At 72.5% G+C, this 18,683-nt stretch carries 23 protein-coding genes; 17 read left to right on the plus strand and 6 right to left on the minus strand.

Annotated features, from left to right (window positions below; genetic code table 11):
* The coding region (locus tag NH339_RS00915) for a thioredoxin domain-containing protein (protein ID WP_253021539.1) at positions 1-1,800 on the minus strand (1,800 nt) is incomplete at its 3' end.
* A gap of 340 nt (positions 1,801-2,140) precedes the next feature.
* Between NH339_RS00915 and NH339_RS00920 the strand changes: the two genes are divergently transcribed.
* Positions 2,141-2,581, plus strand: coding sequence for a hypothetical protein (locus NH339_RS00920; protein WP_253021541.1), 441 nt, complete (start codon positions 2,141-2,143; stop codon positions 2,579-2,581).
* Here NH339_RS00920 and NH339_RS00925 read toward each other — a convergent pair.
* Together NH339_RS00925 and mca are read right to left on the minus strand one after the other, a co-directional pair.
* Positions 2,568-2,816, minus strand: coding sequence for a hypothetical protein (locus NH339_RS00925; RefSeq protein WP_253021543.1), 249 nt, complete (start codon positions 2,814-2,816; stop codon positions 2,568-2,570). The two genes, NH339_RS00920 and NH339_RS00925, sit on opposite strands and share 14 nt — an antisense overlap.
* Positions 2,817-2,850: 34 nt before the next feature.
* Positions 2,851-3,723 (minus strand): mycothiol conjugate amidase Mca, encoded by an 873-nt coding sequence (mca, locus tag NH339_RS00930; protein ID WP_253021545.1) that lies wholly within the window; start codon positions 3,721-3,723, stop codon positions 2,851-2,853.
* 104 nt (positions 3,724-3,827) lie between these two features.
* On the opposite strand from mca, the gene NH339_RS00935 reads away from it, so the two are divergent.
* From NH339_RS00935 to NH339_RS00945, 3 genes are all read left to right on the plus strand, one after another.
* Positions 3,828-4,205, plus strand: coding sequence for a DUF4307 domain-containing protein (locus NH339_RS00935; protein ID WP_253021547.1), 378 nt, complete (start codon positions 3,828-3,830; stop codon positions 4,203-4,205).
* Positions 4,206-4,288: 83 nt separating this feature from the next.
* Positions 4,289-4,789: a transcription elongation factor GreA gene (gene greA / locus NH339_RS00940; protein ID WP_067859396.1), complete on the plus strand. Its 501-nt coding sequence runs from the start codon at positions 4,289-4,291 to the stop codon at positions 4,787-4,789.
* 76 nt (positions 4,790-4,865) lie between these two features.
* A complete protein-coding gene (locus NH339_RS00945; protein WP_253021549.1) occupies positions 4,866-5,510 on the plus strand; it encodes a TetR family transcriptional regulator in 645 nt (214 codons plus the stop codon).
* Between the two features lie 36 nt (positions 5,511-5,546).
* On the opposite strand, the gene ilvA is transcribed toward NH339_RS00945, so the two are convergent.
* Both ilvA and NH339_RS00955 read right to left on the minus strand, forming a co-directional pair.
* On the minus strand, positions 5,547-6,740 hold the full coding sequence (gene ilvA / locus NH339_RS00950; RefSeq protein WP_253021551.1) for a threonine ammonia-lyase: 1,194 nt from the start codon (positions 6,738-6,740) through the stop codon (positions 5,547-5,549).
* Between the two features lie 51 nt (positions 6,741-6,791).
* On the minus strand, positions 6,792-7,907 hold the full coding sequence (locus tag NH339_RS00955; RefSeq protein ID WP_253021553.1) for an AI-2E family transporter: 1,116 nt from the start codon (positions 7,905-7,907) through the stop codon (positions 6,792-6,794).
* A gap of 89 nt (positions 7,908-7,996) precedes the next feature.
* Between NH339_RS00955 and msrA the strand changes: the two genes are divergently transcribed.
* The 7 genes from msrA (at position 7,997) to NH339_RS00990 (ending at position 13,087) form a co-directional block, all read left to right on the plus strand.
* Positions 7,997-8,647 (plus strand): peptide-methionine (S)-S-oxide reductase MsrA, encoded by a 651-nt coding sequence (gene msrA, locus NH339_RS00960; RefSeq protein WP_253021556.1) that lies wholly within the window; start codon positions 7,997-7,999, stop codon positions 8,645-8,647.
* Between the two features lie 93 nt (positions 8,648-8,740).
* Positions 8,741-8,938 carry a hypothetical protein gene (locus tag NH339_RS00965; RefSeq protein WP_253021558.1) on the plus strand — a complete coding sequence of 66 codons (198 nt, stop codon included), beginning with the start codon at positions 8,741-8,743 and terminating at the stop codon, positions 8,936-8,938.
* A 25-nt stretch (positions 8,939-8,963) separates the two neighbouring features.
* Complete coding sequence (locus tag NH339_RS00970) at positions 8,964-9,197, plus strand: hypothetical protein (RefSeq protein WP_253021560.1); 234 nt, start codon at positions 8,964-8,966, stop codon at positions 9,195-9,197.
* Positions 9,198-9,247: 50 nt separating this feature from the next.
* Positions 9,248-9,409: a hypothetical protein gene (locus NH339_RS00975; protein WP_158509211.1), complete on the plus strand. Its 162-nt coding sequence runs from the start codon at positions 9,248-9,250 to the stop codon at positions 9,407-9,409.
* Positions 9,410-9,566: 157 nt separating this feature from the next.
* Positions 9,567-11,744, plus strand: coding sequence for a molybdopterin-dependent oxidoreductase (locus tag NH339_RS00980; protein WP_253021562.1), 2,178 nt, complete (start codon positions 9,567-9,569; stop codon positions 11,742-11,744).
* A 3-nt stretch (positions 11,745-11,747) separates the two neighbouring features.
* Positions 11,748-12,077, plus strand: a complete 330-nt coding sequence (gene fdxA / locus NH339_RS00985; RefSeq protein ID WP_253021564.1) for a ferredoxin — start codon at positions 11,748-11,750, stop codon at positions 12,075-12,077.
* Positions 12,074-13,087, plus strand: a complete 1,014-nt coding sequence (locus NH339_RS00990) for an NAD(P)/FAD-dependent oxidoreductase (RefSeq protein ID WP_253021566.1) — start codon at positions 12,074-12,076, stop codon at positions 13,085-13,087. Before fdxA ends, NH339_RS00990 begins: the two co-directional genes overlap by 4 nt.
* Positions 13,088-13,180: 93 nt before the next feature.
* On the opposite strand, the gene NH339_RS00995 is transcribed toward NH339_RS00990, so the two are convergent.
* A complete protein-coding gene (locus tag NH339_RS00995; protein WP_253021568.1) occupies positions 13,181-14,191 on the minus strand; it encodes a helix-turn-helix domain-containing protein in 1,011 nt (336 codons plus the stop codon).
* 218 nt (positions 14,192-14,409) lie between these two features.
* Between NH339_RS00995 and NH339_RS01000 the strand changes: the two genes are divergently transcribed.
* The 6 genes from NH339_RS01000 to NH339_RS01025 all read left to right on the plus strand — a co-directional run bounded on the left by NH339_RS01000 (position 14,410) and on the right by NH339_RS01025 (position 18,591).
* Complete coding sequence (locus NH339_RS01000; RefSeq protein WP_253021570.1) at positions 14,410-14,973, plus strand: molybdenum cofactor biosynthesis protein MoaE; 564 nt, start codon at positions 14,410-14,412, stop codon at positions 14,971-14,973.
* Positions 14,970-15,977, plus strand: a complete 1,008-nt coding sequence (gene moaA / locus NH339_RS01005) for a GTP 3',8-cyclase MoaA (protein WP_253021573.1) — start codon at positions 14,970-14,972, stop codon at positions 15,975-15,977. The genes NH339_RS01000 and moaA overlap by 4 nt, the downstream gene beginning before the upstream one ends.
* Positions 15,978-16,012: 35 nt before the next feature.
* Positions 16,013-16,255: a MoaD/ThiS family protein gene (locus NH339_RS01010; protein WP_253021575.1), complete on the plus strand. Its 243-nt coding sequence runs from the start codon at positions 16,013-16,015 to the stop codon at positions 16,253-16,255.
* A gap of 1 nt (position 16,256) precedes the next feature.
* On the plus strand, positions 16,257-16,694 hold the full coding sequence (locus NH339_RS01015; RefSeq protein WP_253021586.1) for a CBS domain-containing protein: 438 nt from the start codon (positions 16,257-16,259) through the stop codon (positions 16,692-16,694).
* A 119-nt stretch (positions 16,695-16,813) separates the two neighbouring features.
* Positions 16,814-18,034, plus strand: a complete 1,221-nt coding sequence (locus NH339_RS01020; protein WP_253021588.1) for an MFS transporter — start codon at positions 16,814-16,816, stop codon at positions 18,032-18,034.
* Entirely contained in the window at positions 18,031-18,591 is a 561-nt protein-coding gene (locus NH339_RS01025) for a mismatch-specific DNA-glycosylase (protein ID WP_253021590.1), read from the plus strand. The genes NH339_RS01020 and NH339_RS01025 overlap by 4 nt, the downstream gene beginning before the upstream one ends.
* Positions 18,592-18,683 lie beyond the last annotated feature (92 nt).

Consider the following 18,683-nt stretch of genomic DNA (forward strand, 5'->3'; position numbering starts at 1 on the left):
CTCGTCCGGCCCCGCCAGCAGGGCCTCCGCCGCTGCCAGCGTCCACCCGGCGAACCGGGGCACCTTCTCCCCCAGCTGCGCCGCGGCCCGCACCGCGCCCTCGGCGGCGTCGCGGTAGCGCGGCTCGCCGGTGACGGCGGCCAGCGCGACGAAGGCGTGCGCAGCGGCCGACGTGCCGGACGGGTAGGCGTTGTCGGAGGCGTCCTGCGGTCGCACGACGAGGTCGGACGCGTCGTCGGCGGTGTCGAAGAAGCCGCCGTCGGGGGCGCCGAAGTGGTCGAGCACGCGGTCGAGCACGACCTGAGCCCGCTCCAGCCAGACCGCGTCGCCCGTGACGCCGAGGGTCGCCACGAACGCCTCGGCGACGGTCGCGTGGTCCTCGAGGACACCGGCGTGCTCGCCCGCGACCCCGTCGCGGGACGCGCGCAGGACGCGCCCGCCGTCGCGCAGGTGCACGTCGGCCAGCAGGGTCGCGGCCCGCACGGCTGCCTGGGTGTACCGCTCGTCCTCCAGCAGCACCCCTGCCTCGGCGAGGGCGATCACGGCCAGGCCGTTCCACGCGGCCACGACCTTGTCGTCGCGCGCCGGTCGGGTCCGCTGGGAGCGCGCGTCGAGGAGCCGCGCCCGGATCGTCGCCCACCGGTCCGGGTCGTCGGGGTCCTCCAGCAGCTGCAGGGTCGAGAAGCCGCGCTCGAACGTCCCCGCGCCCGTGACACCCAGGAGCCGTGCCGTCCACGCCCCGTCGGAGGCACCGAGCAGCCGCATGAGCTGGTTCGGGTTCCAGGCGTAGAACGCACCCTCGTGGACGGCACCGGACGGATCGGCGCTGTCGGCGTCGAGCGCCGACGCGAAGCCGCCGTCCGGCGTGCCCAGCTCGGCGCGCAGGAAGTCTGCGGTCTCGACGGCCACCCGCCGCGCGAACGCCTGACGTCGCTCGTCTCCCGAGGCCAGCTCCGCGCGCCACCAGTGGAGGTAGACGCGCAGCAGCTGGGCGTTGTCGTAGAGCATCTTCTCGAAGTGCGGCACCTGCCAGTACCGGTCGACGCCGTAGCGGGCGAACCCGCCGCCGAGCTGGTCGTAGGTGCCGCTGCGCGCCATCGCCTCGCACGTCGTGCGCACCATCTCCAGCGAGCGCTCGGTTCCCGTGCGCGCCCAGTGGCGCAGGCAGGCCTCCAGCACCATCGACGGCGGGAACTTGGGGCTGCCGGCGTAGCCGCCCGCCTCGTCGTCGTGCTGGCTCGACAGCACCGCCTGCGCGGCGTCGAGCGCGTCGGCGTCGAGGGCCGAGCCGCCCGCGTCGACGGTCTCGCGCAGGTGCGCGAGCACGTCGGCACCCACCTGCATGACCTCGTCGCGGCGGTTCTCCCAGGCGTCGGCCAGGGCCTGCAGCACCTGCGTGAACGCCGGGTGCCCCTGACGCGGCTCCGGCGGGAAGTAGGTGCCGGCGAAGAACGGCTCGCCCGACGGCGCCAGCACGACGGTCATGGGCCAGCCACCCTGACCCGTCATGGCCTGCGTGGCCCGCATGTACACCGCGTCGACGTCGGGGCGCTCCTCACGGTCGACCTTCACGTTCACGAAGTGGTCGTTCATGAACTGCGCCGTCGCCGGGTCCTCGAACGACTCGTGCGCCATCACGTGGCACCAGTGGCAGGCCGCGTAGCCGACGCTCAGCAGGATCGGGCGGTCGAGCGACTTGGCGAGCGCGAGCGCCTCCTCGCCCCACTCCCACCAGTCGACGGGGTTGTCGGCGTGCTGCAGCAGGTACGGGCTGGTCGCGGCGCTGAGTCGGTTCGGCACACCTCAACCCTGCCAGGCACGCGCCCACCTCGCGCGCGGCGCGGGTCGTTCCTCTGCGACCCGGGGCCGCGTCGGCTGCTGCCGTCGTGGCCTTGCTGGTGCGCTGCCGTGGCTGGCGCTGTGTCCCGTCTCCGCAAGAGCCTCGACCGGGCGTCTGGCAGCTGCGCTGGTCCGGGGTTCTCGGGCTGCGGCTCCCGTCGTGGAGGCAAGAATCTGCGTTCGTGCGGTGGAAGGCCAAGGATTCTGCGTCTGCTACGAGATCCCGTCAGCAACGCAGAAGCGTTCGATCTCCAGCGCCCTGAGCGGTCGATGATCCGCGTCGTCCCGCTACCGTTCGGCCATGACACCCACCCAGGTCTGGACGACGGCCGTGGTCACGGCGGCGGCGTCCGTGGCCCTCGGAGGCACCCTGCTGCCCGTGGCGTTCTTCTTCGCCTATGCCTTCCGGGACACCGTCGAAGTCGAGCAGCACGCCCTCTTCCTCACCGGCGTGCTCGTCGCGGCGGGCGTCACCGCCGGCATCGCGTGGGTCGTGGCGGCGGCCGCGACGGGGAGGTCTCGTGCTGCGGGCGTCGTCGTGGGCGCCGCGACCGCGGCCACCTACGCCACCGCGCTCGCCGTCGGTACGCTGGTCTGCTTCGCCTACGAGAGCCAGGGGTCCGTGACGGCCGACCAGCCGAGCCTGCCGTTCGTCGCCCTGGTCGGGCTGTGCCTCGTCGTCGCGGCCGTCGGCGTACGCGCTCTCGCGCGCGCCGGTCGGCCGAGCGTCAGTCGCGGCTGACCGGGCCGTCGTCCGCCGACGTGCGGGTGGAGGTCGTCGACGTCGCGTCGTCGGCGTCACCCTCCCAGGGCTGGGCCGCACGCCTGGTGTGCTTCGCGAACGACTTGGCCAGGAAGAACACGGCCACGGCGAGCAGCGCGACGATGCCGAGGGCGAGCCAGCCGGGACGCACGATGTTCGGGTCGAGACCACGCGGCCGCTCGGCCGTCACCAGGTACGTCACGAGCTCGTTCATGCCGCCATCCTACGGGGCAGCGGCGCCGGCGAGGTCAGCGCAGTCCGGCGAAGAGGTCGTCCTCGGGCACCGTCGTCTCGACCTTGGAGTCGACGAGCTGGTAGTCCTCCGTGGGCCACGCCTCGGCCTGCACCTCGTTGGGGACGGAGAAGAACCAGCCGTCCGGGTCGATCTGCGTGGCGTGGGCGAGCAGCGCGGCGTCTCGCACCGGGAAGTACTCGGCGCACTCGACCCGCGTGGTGAGCCGGGCCTCGTCCTCGGGCTTGCGCTCCCACTCCTTCATCCGCTCGGCGTACGGGTTCTCCAGGCCGTGCCGCTCGAGCGCCTCGGAGATGGCCGTGAGCTTCTGCCAGTTCCAACCGAGGTGGTAGTACAGCTTGCTGACCTGCCAGGCGTCGCCGAGCTCCGGGTGCCACGTCGGGTCGGCCGCCTTCTCGTAGGCGAACACGCTGATCTCGTGGCACCTGATGTGGTCGGGGTGGGGGTAGCCGCCGTTCTCGTCGTACGTCGTGAGCACGTGGGGGCGGAACGAGCGGACCAGGCGCACCAGCGGGACCGCCGCCTCCTCGACGGGGACCAGGCCGAAGCAGCCCTCCGGCAGCGGCGGCTTCGGGTCGCCCTCGGGCCACCCCGAGTCGACGAAGCCGAGCCAGTCCTGCTTCACGCCCAGGATCTCGCGCGCACGGTCCATCTCCTCGCGACGGATCTCCGTGATGAGCTCGGGGTTGTCCTCGATGCCCGGGTGCTTGAACTGCGGGTTCAGGATGCTGCCGCGCTCGCCGCCCGTGCAGGTGACGACGTGCACGTCGATCCCCTCGGCGACGTAGCGGGCGGTCGACGCCGCACCCTTGCTCGACTCGTCGTCGGGGTGCGCGTGCACGTGCATGAGGCGCAGCTTCTCGGTCACCCCGCCAGTCTTCCATCGGACGGAGCACGATGTGGCGCGGGGCCCGTCGTCCGAGCGACGACGGCGGCAGCCGACGCCGTGGGAGCGCCTGGAACAATCGAGGGGTGAGCACCCTCGACGCACGCTACGGCCGACGCGCCCGCGGCCGCTGGCTGTGGCCCACGGTCGCTGCCGTCGGCGTGCTCCTCGGCGTGGCGTGGGCGGCATGGGTCGCGCTCGACACCGACCCTGTCTCCGGGGAGATCCACGGCTACTCGGTCGAGTCGCCCACCCGGGTCGTGGCCACGCTCGACGTGCGTCGGCCCGACCCCGTCGCCGCTCGCTGCACCCTCTACGCCCAGGCGCTCGACCACTCCGTCGTGGGCGAGCGGACCATCGACGTCCCCGCGGGCCGGCGCGAGCGCACCCGGGTGACGGTGCCGATCACCACCGAGCGCGAGGCGGTCACCGCCGTCGTGAGGACGTGCCAAGTCCTGGACTGACTGCTAGGGTGGTCGTTCAACCCCGGGCTCGACGCCTGGGGTTCCGCTTGTTTTCACCTGCATGTCGGCCAGGAGGTTGCATCATGTCGCAGTCCAGCACCGAGACCATCTGGGTCACCCAGGAGGCGTACGACCGGTTGAAGGGCGAGCTGGCGAACCTCAAGGAGGTCGTCATGCCCGACATCACCGAGAAGATCGCGGCCGCACGCGACGAGGGCGACCTCAAGGAGAACGGCGGCTACCACGCCGCCCGCGAGGAGCAGGGCAAGGCCAACGCCCGCATCCAGCAGCTCGAGGACATGCTGCGTCGCGCCGAGGTCGGCGAGAAGCCGGCCGACGACGGCATCGTCGAGGCCGGCATGGTCGTGGGTGTCACCTTCGCCGGTGACGACGAGGTCGAGCGCTTCCTGCTCGGCTCGCGTGAGCTGCTCAGCCTCGACTCCGCCGTCGACCTCGACGTCTACTCCCCCACCTCGCCACTCGGCGCCGCCATCCTCGGCAAGAAGGTGGGCGACGACGCCTCCTACGAGGCGCCCAACGGCAAGACGCTGACGGTCTCGATCGTCGAGGCCAAGCCGTTCTGAGCACCTGACCGAAGGCCGGCTCCCGTCGTGGAGCCGGCCTTTCGTCATGCTCCGCGACGGGGGTAGGTTGCGGAGCATGAGCGTCGATGCGGCGAAGCGGGGCTACACCTCGCCCCTGCGCGCGCAGCGGGCGGCCGAGACCCGACGTCGGGTGATCGAGGCTGCCGCGGCCGGCTTCGCCGAGCGGGGCTTCGTGGGCACGACCCTGGCGAGCATCGCGGCCCAGGCCGGGGTGTCGGTCGACTCCGTCGTGTCGGTCGGCAGCAAGGCCTACCTGCTGCTGGAGGCGTTCCGCACCCGCTATGCCGGCACGGGCGACTGGGAGTCGCTGCTCGACGCGTCGACCGCCCAGGAGATCCTGGCCATGACCGACCGCGACGAGGGCCTGGAGGCGATGATCGCCTTCCTCGCCGACGGGCACGCCCGCTCGGCCGACCTCTGGACCGACCTGCGTGCGACGGCGCAGTTCGAGCCAGTGGTCGCCGAGGGCTTCGCCGAGCTGGTGCGGTTGAAGGGCGAGGCGTTCCAGGCCACCACCCGCTGGATGCTCGACCTCGGCATCCTCCAGCCGGTCGACGACACCGAGCTGGCGTCGCTGGCGGTGCAGGTCAACCTGGTGTCGGCCGCGGAGACGTACACGACCCTGGTGCGCGACTACGGGTACACCGACGAGCAGTACCGCGCCTGGCTGCGCCGCACCCTGCCCGTCGTGCGTCCCTGACCACTCGGGCCCGACGACCAGCCCCGACGACGGGACTCAGACGAGCCGGTGCCCGAGCCCGGCGAGCCGGTGCAGCGCGTCGGCCGCGTGGTCGGGGCCGCGGGTGGCGACCTGCACGGCCACCTCGACCTCACGCACCCCGAGGGAGTCCGCCGCCCGGTCGTGCGCGACGTCGAGCACGTTCACCTGCAGCGCCGCCAGGTCGGTCAGCAGGCGCATCAGCTCGCCGGGACGGTCCGAGAACCTGACCCGCAGCTGCATGAAACGGCCGGCCGCGGCCAGGCCGTGGCGGATGACGTCGAGCAGGAGCAGGGCGTCGATGTTGCCGCCCGACAGGACCGGCACGACGGGTCCGGCGAACCGGTCGGGGTCGTCGAGCAGCGCCGCCACGCCCGCGGCGCCGGACGGCTCGACCAGCATCTTGGCGCGCTCGAGCAGCCCGATGAGCGCGGCGCTCATCGCGTCCTCGCTGACGGTCACGACGTCGTCGAGCTCCTTGGCGATCACCTCGAAGGGGATGAGCCCCGGCTCGGCGACGGCGATCCCGTCGGCCATCGTCGGGCCCATCACGCCCGCGACCGGGTGGCCCTCGGCGAGCGAGCCCGGGTAGGCGGCGGCGTCGGCCGCCTGCACGCCGACGACCGACACGTCGGGTCGGCGCTCGCGCAGCAGCGCGATGCCCGCGGCGAGTCCCCCGCCCCCGAGCGGCACGAGGACGGTGCGGACCTCGGGCAGCTGCTCGATGATCTCGAGCCCGACGGTGCCCTGCCCGGCGAGCACGTCCTCGTGGTCGAAGGGGTGGATCAGCACGGCACCGGTGCGCTCGGCGAACGCCTTCGCGTGCACCAGCGCCTCGGTGACGCCCGTGCCGGCGAACTCGATGTCGGCCCCGTAGCCGCGGGTGGCGGCCACCTTCGGCAGGGCCGCGCCGTCCGGCATGAAGATGGTGGCCCTGGTGCCGAGGAGCTGCGCCGCGAGGGCGACGCCCTGCGCGTGGTTGCCGGCGCTCGCCGCGACGACGCCACGGGCACGCTCCGCGTCGGACAGTCCGGCGATGCGCACGTAGGCGCCGCGGATCTTGAACGACCCGGTGCGCTGCAGGTTCTCGCACTTGAGGTGCACGTCGGTGCCCACCCGCTGGCTGAGCCACCGCGAGTGCGCCATCGGCGTGCGCTCCACCACCGGCGCGAGCAGGTCGCGCGCGGCCTCGACGTCCCTCAGGTCGACCATGACGTCAGCCTAGGCGCTCACGTCCGGTCCCCCGACAGGCGACGGCAGGCGTCAGGCCTGCTCGGCCTTGACCTCGGGCGGGTCGTCCTCGGGGAGGCCGTCGTCGGCGACGGGTGTGCCCGACTCCTCGACGAGGTGGCGCACGATGCCGTTCAGGCAGGCGACGAGCGGCACGGCCACCAGCGCGCCGACGATGCCGGACACGGTGATGCCGGCGGCGATGGCGATGATGATCGCCAGCGGGTGCACCGCGACGAAGCGGCCCATGAGGAACGGCTGCAGCACGTGCGACTCGAACTGCTGCACCGCCACGACTGCGGCCAGCATGATCAGCGCGACGATCGGGCCCTGCGCCACCAGCGCCACGAGCACGGCGACGAGGCCCGAGACAAGGGCTCCGACGATCGGGACGAACGCGCCGAGGAAGACGAGGACACCGATGGCGAAGGCCAGCGGCACGCCGAGCAGCCAGGCCGAGACGGCGATGCCGATGGCGTCGGTGAGGGCGACCAGCACGGTCGCGCGGACGAAGCTGGTGAGGCTGGCCCACGCCGTCTCGCCTGAGCTGTGCACCTTGGCGCGTGCCGACCGCGGGAAGAGCGCGACGGCGAAGGCCCAGATGCGGTTGCCCTCGTAGAGGAAGAAGAACGAGGCGAACAGCGCGATGAAGAAGCCGGCGACGAAGTGCGTCAGCGTGGTGCCGACGGCGGCCAGCTGGTCGACCGCGGCCCGCTCCCCGAAGGTGCGGATGGCGTCCTCGACCTGGTCGACGTAGCGGTCGAGCTGGGTCTCGCTCAGCCCGAGGGGTCCGTTCTGGGCCCAGTCCTGCACCTGCGCGATGCCCGCGATGACCTGCGCCTTGAGGTCGTAGAACTGGGTCGACAGCTGCTGCCCGACCAGGGTGAGCAGCCCGAAGAACCCACCGAGCATGACGAGGACGACGATCGCCGTGGCCAGGAGACGGGGCAGGCCGCGCCGGTCGAGCCAGTCGACGGCACCGATCGTGAGCGCCGTGCCGAGCAGCGCCACGGCGATGGGGACGGTGACCTCGGAGAAGAAGCTGAGCAACCAGTACAGCGCGTACCCGGCGACGCCGAGGACGAGCAGCCGCCACGCCCAGGCCGTCGCGATCTCCACGCCGACAGGGATCTCCGGCCGCGTGCTCACCTGCGTGCTCCCGTCACAGGACCGACACTAGCGGGAACAGCCAGCCGCGCAGTGTCGTTGACCCCGGTGGACCCAAGGAGAGTGACCCGATGATCTTCGGAACCCGCAAGACCGAGCTCCCCGACGCGCAGAGCGCCCTGCCCGGACGCTCCGAGCGTCCGTTCGCCGTCGGCACCACGCACCGTGTGCTCGGCACCCCGATCGAGACCCCGCTCGACTCCGGCGTCGTGCCGGACGGCTTCGAGGTCGCGGTCGTCGGGCTGGGCTGCTTCTGGGGCGAGGAGAAGACGTTCTGGGAGGTTCCCGGTGTCTGGTCGACGTCGGTCGGCTACGCCGGCGGCCTCACGCCGAACCCCACCTACGAGGAGGTGTGCACCGGCCGCACCGGTCACGCCGAGGTCGTGCGCATCGTGTTCGACCCCGCGAAGTTCAGCTACGCCGACCTGCTCAAGGTGTTCTGGGAGAACCACGACCCGACGCAGGGCATGCGTCAGGGCAACGACCGCGGCACCCAGTACCGCTCCGTCCTGCTCACCACGAGCGACGAGCAGCAGCGCCAGGCCGAGGAGTCGCGCGAGCGCTACCAGGAGCAGATGACCAAGGCCGGCTACGGCCGCATCACCACGGCCATCCAGCCCCTGCAGGACTACTACTACGCCGAGGAGCTGCACCAGCAGTACCTCGCGAAGAACCCGTTCGGCTACTGCCCGCTGCACGCCACGGGCGTCTCGTACGCCTGAGACCTGCCGGAGCGAGGTCCCGTCACGCCGACGTGTGGCGGGACCTCGTCGTTTCCGCGGCGCGACGGTGACCGCCTGCCCTACGCTCGCGCCGTGGACATCGGCATCCTGATCCTCCTCGGCGTGCTCGCCACGTTCGCGGCCGGCCTGGGTGCGTACCGGACCCTCGACGCCGCGCTCGGGAGACGCGCGGCGAACGGCCTGCTGCTCCTCGTGCTGGCCGTCGTGCTCGCCCTCACCACCATCGCCTTCGTCTTCGTCGCCGCCCTGCACACGAGCGACGGGCTCTGAGCCGACCATGCGGGACCCGGCAGCGGTGAGCGAGGGCGTCCTGGCCCTCGCGGTCGAGCTGGTCGTCGCCATCGCCCTGTGGGCCGGCGTCGTGACGGTGTCCGGGTGGCCGGCCATCCTGATCGGTGTCGTCGCGGGCCTCGTCACGCTCCACCTGCTGGTCACGGCCATCCTGCTCGTCGGAGCCCGTCTCGGCCTGCGGGCGCTCCAGCGGTGGATCGACGACCTCCCTCCCCACGAGCGTCGCCGGCTGCGCTGAGGAGTGGGACGGACGTTCCGATCCGTCGCCGGTCGGTGTAGAACATGGCCATGAGCCCCGACCGCCCGAACCGCGCCGACGTCGCCTCCGTCCTGCTGCTCGTCCTGTTCGTCGTCTCGTTCTTCCTCGGCGAGAACGCCTGGCTCGGCGCGATCGTGGTCGCGTTCCCGACGATCGTGTTCCTGCAGGCGTCGCACTGGATCCGCCGCTAGCCACCCTGCGTCCTGGCGCGTCGCCCGCTCGAGGGGTGCGCCCGCACGGTCCGGCTGACCTGTCGCGGATCGTCAACTCCCTGTCGCTCGACCCGGCGACGGACGGGGGGTCCACGACCCAGGCTTGAGAGATCCCAACTCAAGCCCAGGAGTGATGATGACCCTGCTCGACGACTCGACACCCGAGACCACGACCCGCGAGCTGACCGTCCTGGGGGCGTGCCCCCAGGACTGTCCCGACACCTGCGCGATGGTCGTCACCGTCCGCGACGGCGTGGCCGTCGACGTGGCCGGCAGCAAGGAGCAGCCGTACACCAACGGCGGCCTGTGCGTGAAGGTCGACAACTACCTCGACAAGGTCTACCACCCCGACCGCGTGCTCTACCCGCTCCGCCGCACAGGCCCGAAGGGCGCCGGCGAGTTCGAGCGGATCACCTGGGACGAGGCCATCGCCGAGATCGCCGCCCGGTTCACGCAGGTCAAGGAGGAGCACGGCCCCGAGGCGATCATGCCCGTCAGCTACCTCGGCACCCAGGGCATCATCAACGGTCTCAACGTCGGCGACCCGTTCTTCAACCGGCTCGGCGCCACCGTCGCCGAGCGCACGTACTGCGACTCCGGTTCCTGCACCGCCTACGCGATGACGATCGGCGACACCGCCGGTGTCGACCCCGAGTCGCTCGTCCACTCGAGGTTCATCCTCATCTGGGCCGCCAACATCATGAGCACCAACCTGCACCTGTGGCCCTACATCGCCGAGGCCAAGAAGCGCGGTGCGAAGGTCGTCGTCGTCGACCCTGTGCGCACCAAGACCGCGCGCCAGGCCAGCCAGCACATCCCCATCCGCCCCGGCACCGACGGTGCGCTCGCGCTGGCGATGATGCACGTGATCATCGACGAGGGCCTCACCGACGACGAGTACATCGCGAACCACACGATCGGCTACGACGAGCTCGTCGAGCGCGTCCAGCAGTACACCCCCGAGTGGGCGTCGCAGGAGACCGGGATCCAGGTGGAGACGATCCGCACCCTCGCGCGCGAGTACGCGACGTCGCAGCCGTCGGTCATCCGCATCGGCGTCGCCGTCGAGCGGCACGCCGGCGGCGGCCAGACCGTCCGCACCCTGTCGTGCCTGCCCGCGCTCGTCGGCGCGTGGCGCAACCCCGGCGGCGGCATCCTCCAGCTCCCGCTCTGGGCGTTCCCCGTCAACTGGCCCGCCTTCATGCACCCGGAGCTGCAGACTCCCGGGACGCAGGTCGTCAACCAGTACCTCCTGGGCCAGGCGCTCACCGGCGAGCTGGAGCTCCGGACGCCGCTGCACGCGCTCATGGTCTACAACTCCAACCCCGTCGTCGTCGCGCCCGACCAGGCCCGGCTGCTCGAGGGGCTCTCGCGCGAGGACCTGTTCACGGTCGTCAGCGAGCACTTCATCACCGACACCGCGCGCTACGCCGACATCGTGCTGCCCGCGACGACGCAGCTCGAGCAGGAGGACATCATGTTCTCCTGGGGCCACCTGTACGCGACGTACAACAACCCGTCCATCGAGCCGCGCGGCGAGGCCGTCCCCAACACCGAGCTGTTCCGACGGCTCGCCGCGGCCATGGGCTTCGACGACGACCCGATCTTCACCCGCACCGACGAGCAGATGATCGCGGAGGCGTTCGACTGGTCGGCCCCCGCGATGGAGGGCATCACCGTGGCCTCGCTCAAGGAGAAGGGCTGGGCCCGGCTCAACGTCCCGTCGCCGGACGAGTACGCCCCGCACCGCGAGGGCAACTTCCGCACGCCGTCCGGGAAGACCGAGTTCCTCTCCTCGGCCGCAGCGGGCGGCAACTTCGTGGTGCCGCTGTTCCGCCAGGGCTCGAACGACCACCAGCCGGGCCAGCCCGTCGACCCGCTGCCCCACTACATCCCGCCGCGGGAGACCACCTCGGCCGACCCCGACCTCGCGGCGAGGTACCCGCTCAACCTCATCTCGCCGAAGTCGCACGCGTTCATCAACTCCAGCTACGCGAACATCGAGTTCCACCAGAAGGTGCAGAAGCCCGCGACGCTGATCATCAACCCCGACGACGCCGCGGAGCGCGGCATCGAGAACGGTGCCGTCGTCCGTGCCTTCAACGACCGCGGCAGCGTCGAGCTGCTCGCCAAGGTCGACGCCTCGACGATGCCCGGGGTCACGGTCTGCTACGTCGGCCACTGGCGGTCCGACTCGCTCGGGCTGGCGACGTTGAGCTCGCTGAACCCGACGCGGTTCGCCGACCTCGGCAACGCACCGACCTTCTCCGACACGCTCATCGAGGTCGCGCCGGTCGGCGCGGGAGAGGCCTGAGCCATGGCGTACGTGATCACCGAGGCCTGCATCGACGCGGCCGACAAGGCGTGCCGCGAGGAGTGCCCCGTCGACTGCATCTACGAGGGCGACCGGATGCTCTACATCCACCCCGACGAGTGCGTCGACTGCGGGAAGTGCGTCACCGCGTGCCCCAACGGGGCCATCGCGTCGGAGTACAAGCTGACCGCCGAGCTCGAGCAGTTCAAGGACGTGGCCGTCGAGTTCTTCGAGACGTTCCCGCACGCGGAGGGCGGCGCCGAGGACATCGGTCCCTTGGGCGCCGACCACCCCGTGGTCGCGTCGTGGCCGAGCGGCGGAGCCGCCGGATGAGCGCCGACGTGGCCGGCACCGTGGACACCACGGGCTTCGACGTCGACGTCGACCTGGTCGTCGTCGGCGGCGGACCCGTCGGCCTCTACGCGGCGTACTACGCAGGATTCCGCGGGATGTCGGTGGCCGTCGTCGACGCGCTCGACCACCTCGGCGGCCAGACCGCGGCGATGTACCCGGAGAAGCAGGTCTTCGACGTCGCCGGGTACGCCGCGGTCAAGGGGCAGCACCTCGTCGACGCGCTGGTCGAGCAGGCGGAGTCGGCCAAGCCGCACTACGTGCTGGGCGAGCAGGTCGTCGACCTCGTGACCGGCCCCGACCACGCGCTGCTGACGACGGCGGCCGGCACGGTGCTGCGCGGACGCGCCGTGCTGCTGGCCGCGGGCATCGGCAGCTTCGCACCCCGGCCTCTGCCGGTCGGCACGGAGTACGTGAGCCGCGGCGTCGTCCACTTCGTGCCGCGACCCTCGGACTACGCCGGCGCCGACGTCGTGGTGGTCGGTGGGGGCGACAGCGCCGTCGACTGGGCCACGACGCTCGAGCCCGTGGCCCGCAGCGTGGCCCTCGTGCACCGCCGCGACGCGTTCCGCGCCCACGAGGCGAGCGTCGCGCGACTGCGGTCGAGCACGGTCGAGGTGCTCACGCCGTACGAGGTGGCCGAGGTGCACGGCGACGACGTCGTCACCGGCGTGTCCCTCGCCCACGAGTCCGGCACCGTCGTGCGGCGCGACGCCGACGTCGTCGTCGCCGCCCTCGGGTTCAAGGCCGACCTCGGCCCGCTGAAGCGCTGGGGCGTGGACCTCGACCGCCGCCAGGTCGCCGTCGACCGGGCCCAGCGCACGTCACTGCCCCGCGTGTTCGCCGCCGGCGACTGCTGCGGCCACCCCGACAAGGTGACGCTGATCAGCGTCGGCTTCGGGGAGGCGGCGACCGCCGTCAACCACGCCGCTCCGCTCGTGCACGAGGGGGCCGCGGTCACGCCCGGCCACTCGAGCGACGACCAGCACTGATTCCCACCACAAGACCCTCGCCGACCGTCCGCCGCTCCCCCGGTGGGCGGTCGGCGAGGCTCCGGCCACCGGCCGCACGAGCAGTCGGCAAGCTCAGCGGTGCGGGCGCGTGACCGCGCGTGGGTCGCCCGAGACGGCGCACATCAGCTGGCGGTACTCGCGTGGGCTCGTCCCGAAGGCCTGCCGGAACGCGCGCCCGAACACCGCGAGGTCGACGAAGCCCCAGTTGCGGGCGATCTCGCGCAGCGACTTGTCCCGCGCGATGCTGCTGCGGATCTCGCGGCGCGCCCCGTGCAGGCGGCGGCTGCGGATGGTCTGCGCGACCGTCTGGTCGCGGGTCGCGAACAGCCGGTGCAGCTGTCGGGTCGAGACCGCGATGGCGTCGGCCACCTGGGCCGGACCGAGGTCGGGGTCCGCGAGGTTCGCGTCGATGTAGGCGTCCGCCCGCGCGAGCAGCGAGACGGCGGACCCGGCACCCGCCGCGCCGAGCGACGTCGCCCCGCGCGGGAGCGACTGCGCGGCGACGGCGATGAGGTCACCGATGTGGTCGGCCACCTCGCCGTCGTGGCCGAGCCCGAGCGTCTCCTGCTCGTCGAGCACGCTGCACAGCAGGTTGCTCAGCACCCGTCCCATGCCCTCGTCGGCCACGAAGGCACGGGCCGTCACGTCGCGCGAGAACCCCTCGCTCAGCCGAAAGTCGTCGCGCCGCCACGAGTACACGGACAGCTCCCACTGCGGCGAGCCCGTCGGCGCGCGCAGGTTCCAGTCGAACGGTCGCGCGGACTCGTAGAGCACGAAGTCGCCGGGGCGCAGGTGCGCCCTGCGTCCGTCCTGCTCGACGACGGCCTCGCCCGAGCGGACCAGGCCGACCTGCATCAGGGCCTCGCCGTCGCGCAGGAGCGACGCGGGCCGGCTGATCTCCTGGTCGACCGAGCTCACGGTCGAGACCTGGACGTGCCCGAGCATCCGGCTCTCGACGGCTCCGCTCAGGTCGGCGCGTCGGTGCCCGACGTCGAGCGGGACGAAGTGCTCGCGGAGCAGCGACCGCCACCCGCGTTCGTCCTGGACGCGATGGTGGGTCGCCGGCGTCGACTCGCTCAGCATGGGAACAGGCACCTCCCGGGCACAGGTCCTGCGGTGTCGGCCAGGTTATCGCGCGCCGAAAGGGCCCTCAAGGAGTTCGGGAGCCTCCTGGGCACCCGTCACACGATTGTCACGTGCCAACGCGCACGTGGCACGGAACGTCGACTTTCCGGCGCTGGCCGTGCGCACGACACGCGCCTTCTGCGCGACGCTGGGCTTCCGACCGACAGGAGGCCCTCGTGACCCTCAGCGCATCGCGCCCCGACTTCGCCGCACGCCAGACCGCGCACACCTGGACCCTGGTCGCGACGACCCTGCCGGACTCCGCCGCGGCCGAGTCGTGGGCGGGACGGCCGGAGACGGGCGCGGTGGTGACGTTCCGGGGCCTGGTGCGCGACCACGCCCCGGGCCACACCGGGGTGACGGCGATCGACTACGAGGCCTACGACCAGGTCGCGCACGAGCGTCTGTCGCAGCTGGCCGAGCTGGTCCGGGCCACATGGTCCGACGTGAGCACGGTCGCGCTGTGGCACCGGACCGGCGTCGTCCGGCTCGGCGAGGCGAGCGTGCAGGTGACGGTCGGCGCGGGCCACCGCGACGCCGCCTTCGACGCCGCACGGTTCGGCATCGACGTCCTCAAGGCCTGCCTGCCGGTCTGGAAGCGGGAGCACGCTGCCGAGGGCCTGGAGTGGTCGGCCTCCGGCGTGGCGGCGACGTCCGTGGAGGAGGCCGCCAGCGCATGGCTGTCGCGTCACGGGGTCGGCGCGGCGACGGCCGGGGCGACGGACGGAGCAGGCTCGTGAGCACGCTCGACCTGCGCCGCCGGCCACTGCGCGACCTGCGCGTGTCCCTCACCGACCGCTGCAACTTCCGGTGCGGCTACTGCATGCCCCGCGAGCTCTTCGGCGCCGGGCACCAGTACCTCGCCGCCGACGAGCTCCTGACCTTCGACGAGGTCGAGGAGGTCGTGCGGACCGCCGTCGACCTCGGCGTGCGCACCGTGCGGCTCACGGGCGGGGAGCCGCTCCTGCGGCCCGGGGTCGCCGACCTCGTCGCTCGTCTCGCCGCCATCGGCGACCTCGACCTGGCCATGACGACGAACGGCGTGCTGCTCGGGCGCCACGCCGCCGCGCTGCGAGCGGCGGGGCTCGACCGCGTGACGGTCAGCCTCGACGGCATCGACGACGCGACCTTCCGCCGCGCGAGCGACAGTCCCTTTGGCGTCTCGGCCGTCCTCGACGGCATCGACGCCGCGGTGCAGGCCGGGTTCCCGCAGGTCAAGGTCAACGCCGTCGTCCGGCGCGGGATCAACGAGGACCAGGTCGTGCCGCTCGTCGAGCACTTCCGCGGCAGCGGCCACGTGCTGCGCTTCATCGAGTTCATGGACGTCGGGAGCACCAACGGCTGGACCGGGTCGGAGGTGGTGCCCGCGGCAGAGATCAGGGCCGCGATCGAGGCGCGCTGGCCGGTCGAGGAGCTCCCGCCGACCCGGCACGGCGAGGTGGCCCAGCGTCTCCGTCTGCGTGACGGCAGCGCCGAGGTCGGGCTGATCAGCTCGATGTCGTCGCCCTTCTGCGGCACCTGCACCCGGGCCCGCCTGACCGCCGACGGACGCGTCCACACCTGCCTGTTCTCCTCCACCGGGACCGACGTCCGCGGCCTGCTGCGCGGCAGCCGTCGCCCCGGCGACCTGCACACGCTGCTGCGCCGGGTGTGGGGCGGGCGCGACGACCGCTACTCGGAGGTCCGGTCGGCCCTGACCCGCCGGGCCGACGCCCCCGTCGAGATGTCGTACATCGGTGGATGAGATGAGATGGACCCCGAGAGCCTGTGGAGGAACCCGTGCCGACCCTGTTGATGTTCGCCCTCGCCCGTGACGCCTCGGGCCGGACGCACGACCGCTTCGATGCCGGCACGCTCGACGGCCTGCTCGACGAGGCCGTCGAGCGGTACGGCGACCACTTCGGCGCCGTGCTCGACGCGAGCCGCGTCTGGGTCAACGGCGCCCAGGCGGCACGCGGGGCCGCGGTGGAGCTCTCCGACCACGACGACGTGGCGGTCATCCCGCCCGTGGCAGGGGGGTGAGGTGACCGCACCCGCCGCGGGACGCTCCTCCCCCGTCGTCGAGGACGAGATGCTGCACCGGCCGAAGTCGTGGCCGACGAGCCTGACCGTCGGCCACGCCCGTGAGGTGCTCGCCGACGACCACCTGCACGCGATCCTCGTCGTCGACGGGGCGGTGCTGCGCGGCGTGATCGTGGAGGGCGACGTCCCGGACGACGTCGAGGACGACCAGCCCGCCCTCGTCCACGCCCGGCTGGACGGTCGGACCGTGCGGGTCGGCACCACGCTGGACGAGGCCCGGGAGCTCCTCGAGCAGTCCCGGTCGCGCCGGCTCGCCGTCGTCGACGCGGCAGGCCTCCTCGTCGGGCTGCTCTGCCTCAAGCGGCACGGTCGGGGATTCTGCTCCGACGCGGGCGTCGAGGCCCGGCGCGCGTCCCGCGCGAGCGAGCGTCCCGCCTAGGAGGGACCCCGCACGACGGCCCACTGGTTCGGGAATGCAACGACCTGGATCGACGTTGTCGCCGTTCGGGCCCGACGCGTCGGCCGCCCGCTCGCCGTCGACCTGCTCCGAGGAGACCCATGACCACCACCCGGCCCGTCCAGCGGTGGGCGTTCGGCATGCTCCTGGCCCTCGTCGCCGTCTCGCTCGGCGTCTCCGGTGCGCCCGCGCCCCTCTACGCGCTGTACGCGCAGGAGTGGGGCTTCGCACCGCTCACGACCACCGTCGTGTTCGCGGTCTACGCGGTGGCCGCGCTCGCTGCCGTGCTGGTCACCGGGTCGATCTCCGACCGCTACGGCCGACGCCCCGTGCTCATGGTCGCCGCGCTGCTGATCCTCGCCGGCCTGGGCCTGTTCATGGCCGCCGACTCCGTGGTGTGGCTGCTGGCCGCCCGCATCCTGCACGGGCTGGGGGTCGGTGCGGTGGTGGTCGTCGCCTCGGCCGCGCTGCTCGACCTGCGGCCCGACGAGGGCGACCGCACCGGCCGGATCACGGGCGTCGTGTTCAACAGCGGCATCGCGGTCGTGCTCGTGGCGGTGTCGCTCATCGTCGACCGCGGGCCGGCGCCCACGGTGCTGCCCTACGCGATCCTCGCCGGCATCGTCGCGGTGCTCCTGCTGGGGCTGCTCGTCATGCGCGAGCCGCACACGGAGGAGCGCGCCGTCCGCCTGCACGTGGCGCGACCCCGCGTCCCGCGGGAGATCGCCGCGCACTTCCGGTTCTCGGCGCTGGGGGTGATGGCGTCCTGGTCGGTGCTGGGCGTGCTCCTGTCGCTCTACCCGCGGATCGCGTCGGAGGCCATCGGTGCCACGTCGGTGCTGTTCGGCGGTGCGGTCGTCGCCGCGTCGGCCGCGGCGTCGGCGCTGAGCCAGGCCGTCGGGGCGCGCTGGCCCGCCCGCACGAGCGCCATCGTCGGCGACTTCGGCACCGCCGCCTCCCTCGTGCTCTGCGTGCCCGCGGTCGCGTGGGGCCATGCCTGGGGCATCGCCGCGGCCTCGACGCTCGTCGGCCTGTTCTTCGGACTGGCGTTCGGCGGGTCGCTGCGCCACCTGACCCAGCACGTGCCGTCGGCGCACCGCGGCGAGGTCATGTCGGCGTTCTACGTGCTCGCCTACAGCGCCATGGCCGTGCCGACGGTGCTCGCCGGGTGGGCCGCCACGATCTGGAGCCCGCGGACGATCTTCGCGCCGTTCATGGTCACGGTCGCCGTCGCCTGCACGGCGGCGGCGGTCATGGGGCTGCGCTCGCGTGCCGAGCAGCGCGCCGCCGAGGTCGAGGCCCCGGTCGCCGTCGCGTCGTGAGCGAGTCGCTCGACGACCTGCCCGAGGTGCCCGACCTGGCCGGCCCCGGCATGCGGCTGCTGCTGGTCGGCATCAACCCCAGCCCGCTGACCGCCCGCACCGGGTACCACTTCGCGCACCCGGGCAACCGCTTCTACCCGGCTCTGCGGCGGGCCGGGGTGCTGCCCGAGACGGCCACGACGCCCGAGCTGGCGGCCCCCGTCCTCCTCGCGCGCGGCGTCGGGATCACCAACCTCTCGCCCCGACCCACAGCACGGGCCGACGAGCTGGACGACGAGGAGGTGCGCGCCGGTCGCGAGCGCGTCGCCTCCGCCGTCCGTGCGTACGGTCCGCGGGTGGTCGCCGTCGCCGGGGTCACGAGCTACCGCGTCGCGTTCGCCGACCGCCGGGCCCGGCTCGGCCGCCAGTCGCACGACCTCGAGGGGGCCGAGCTCTGGGTCGTGCCGAACCCCAGCGGCCTCAACGCGCACGCCACGATCGACTCTCTCGCGAAGGACTACCGCGAGGTCGCGCAGGCTGCCGGCGTCGCGCTCGACGACGTCCCGACCCGCACCTGACGCTCGTTCGCCATCGGCGAACGCACACGCTCCTTGTCAGGGGAATTGAGTCGACTAGACTCAAGTTGAACTGGATGTCCGGTCGCGGTGGC

Source organism: Aeromicrobium sp. CnD17-E (assembly GCF_024124745.1).
Lineage (GTDB): Bacteria > Actinomycetota > Actinomycetes > Propionibacteriales > Nocardioidaceae > Aeromicrobium.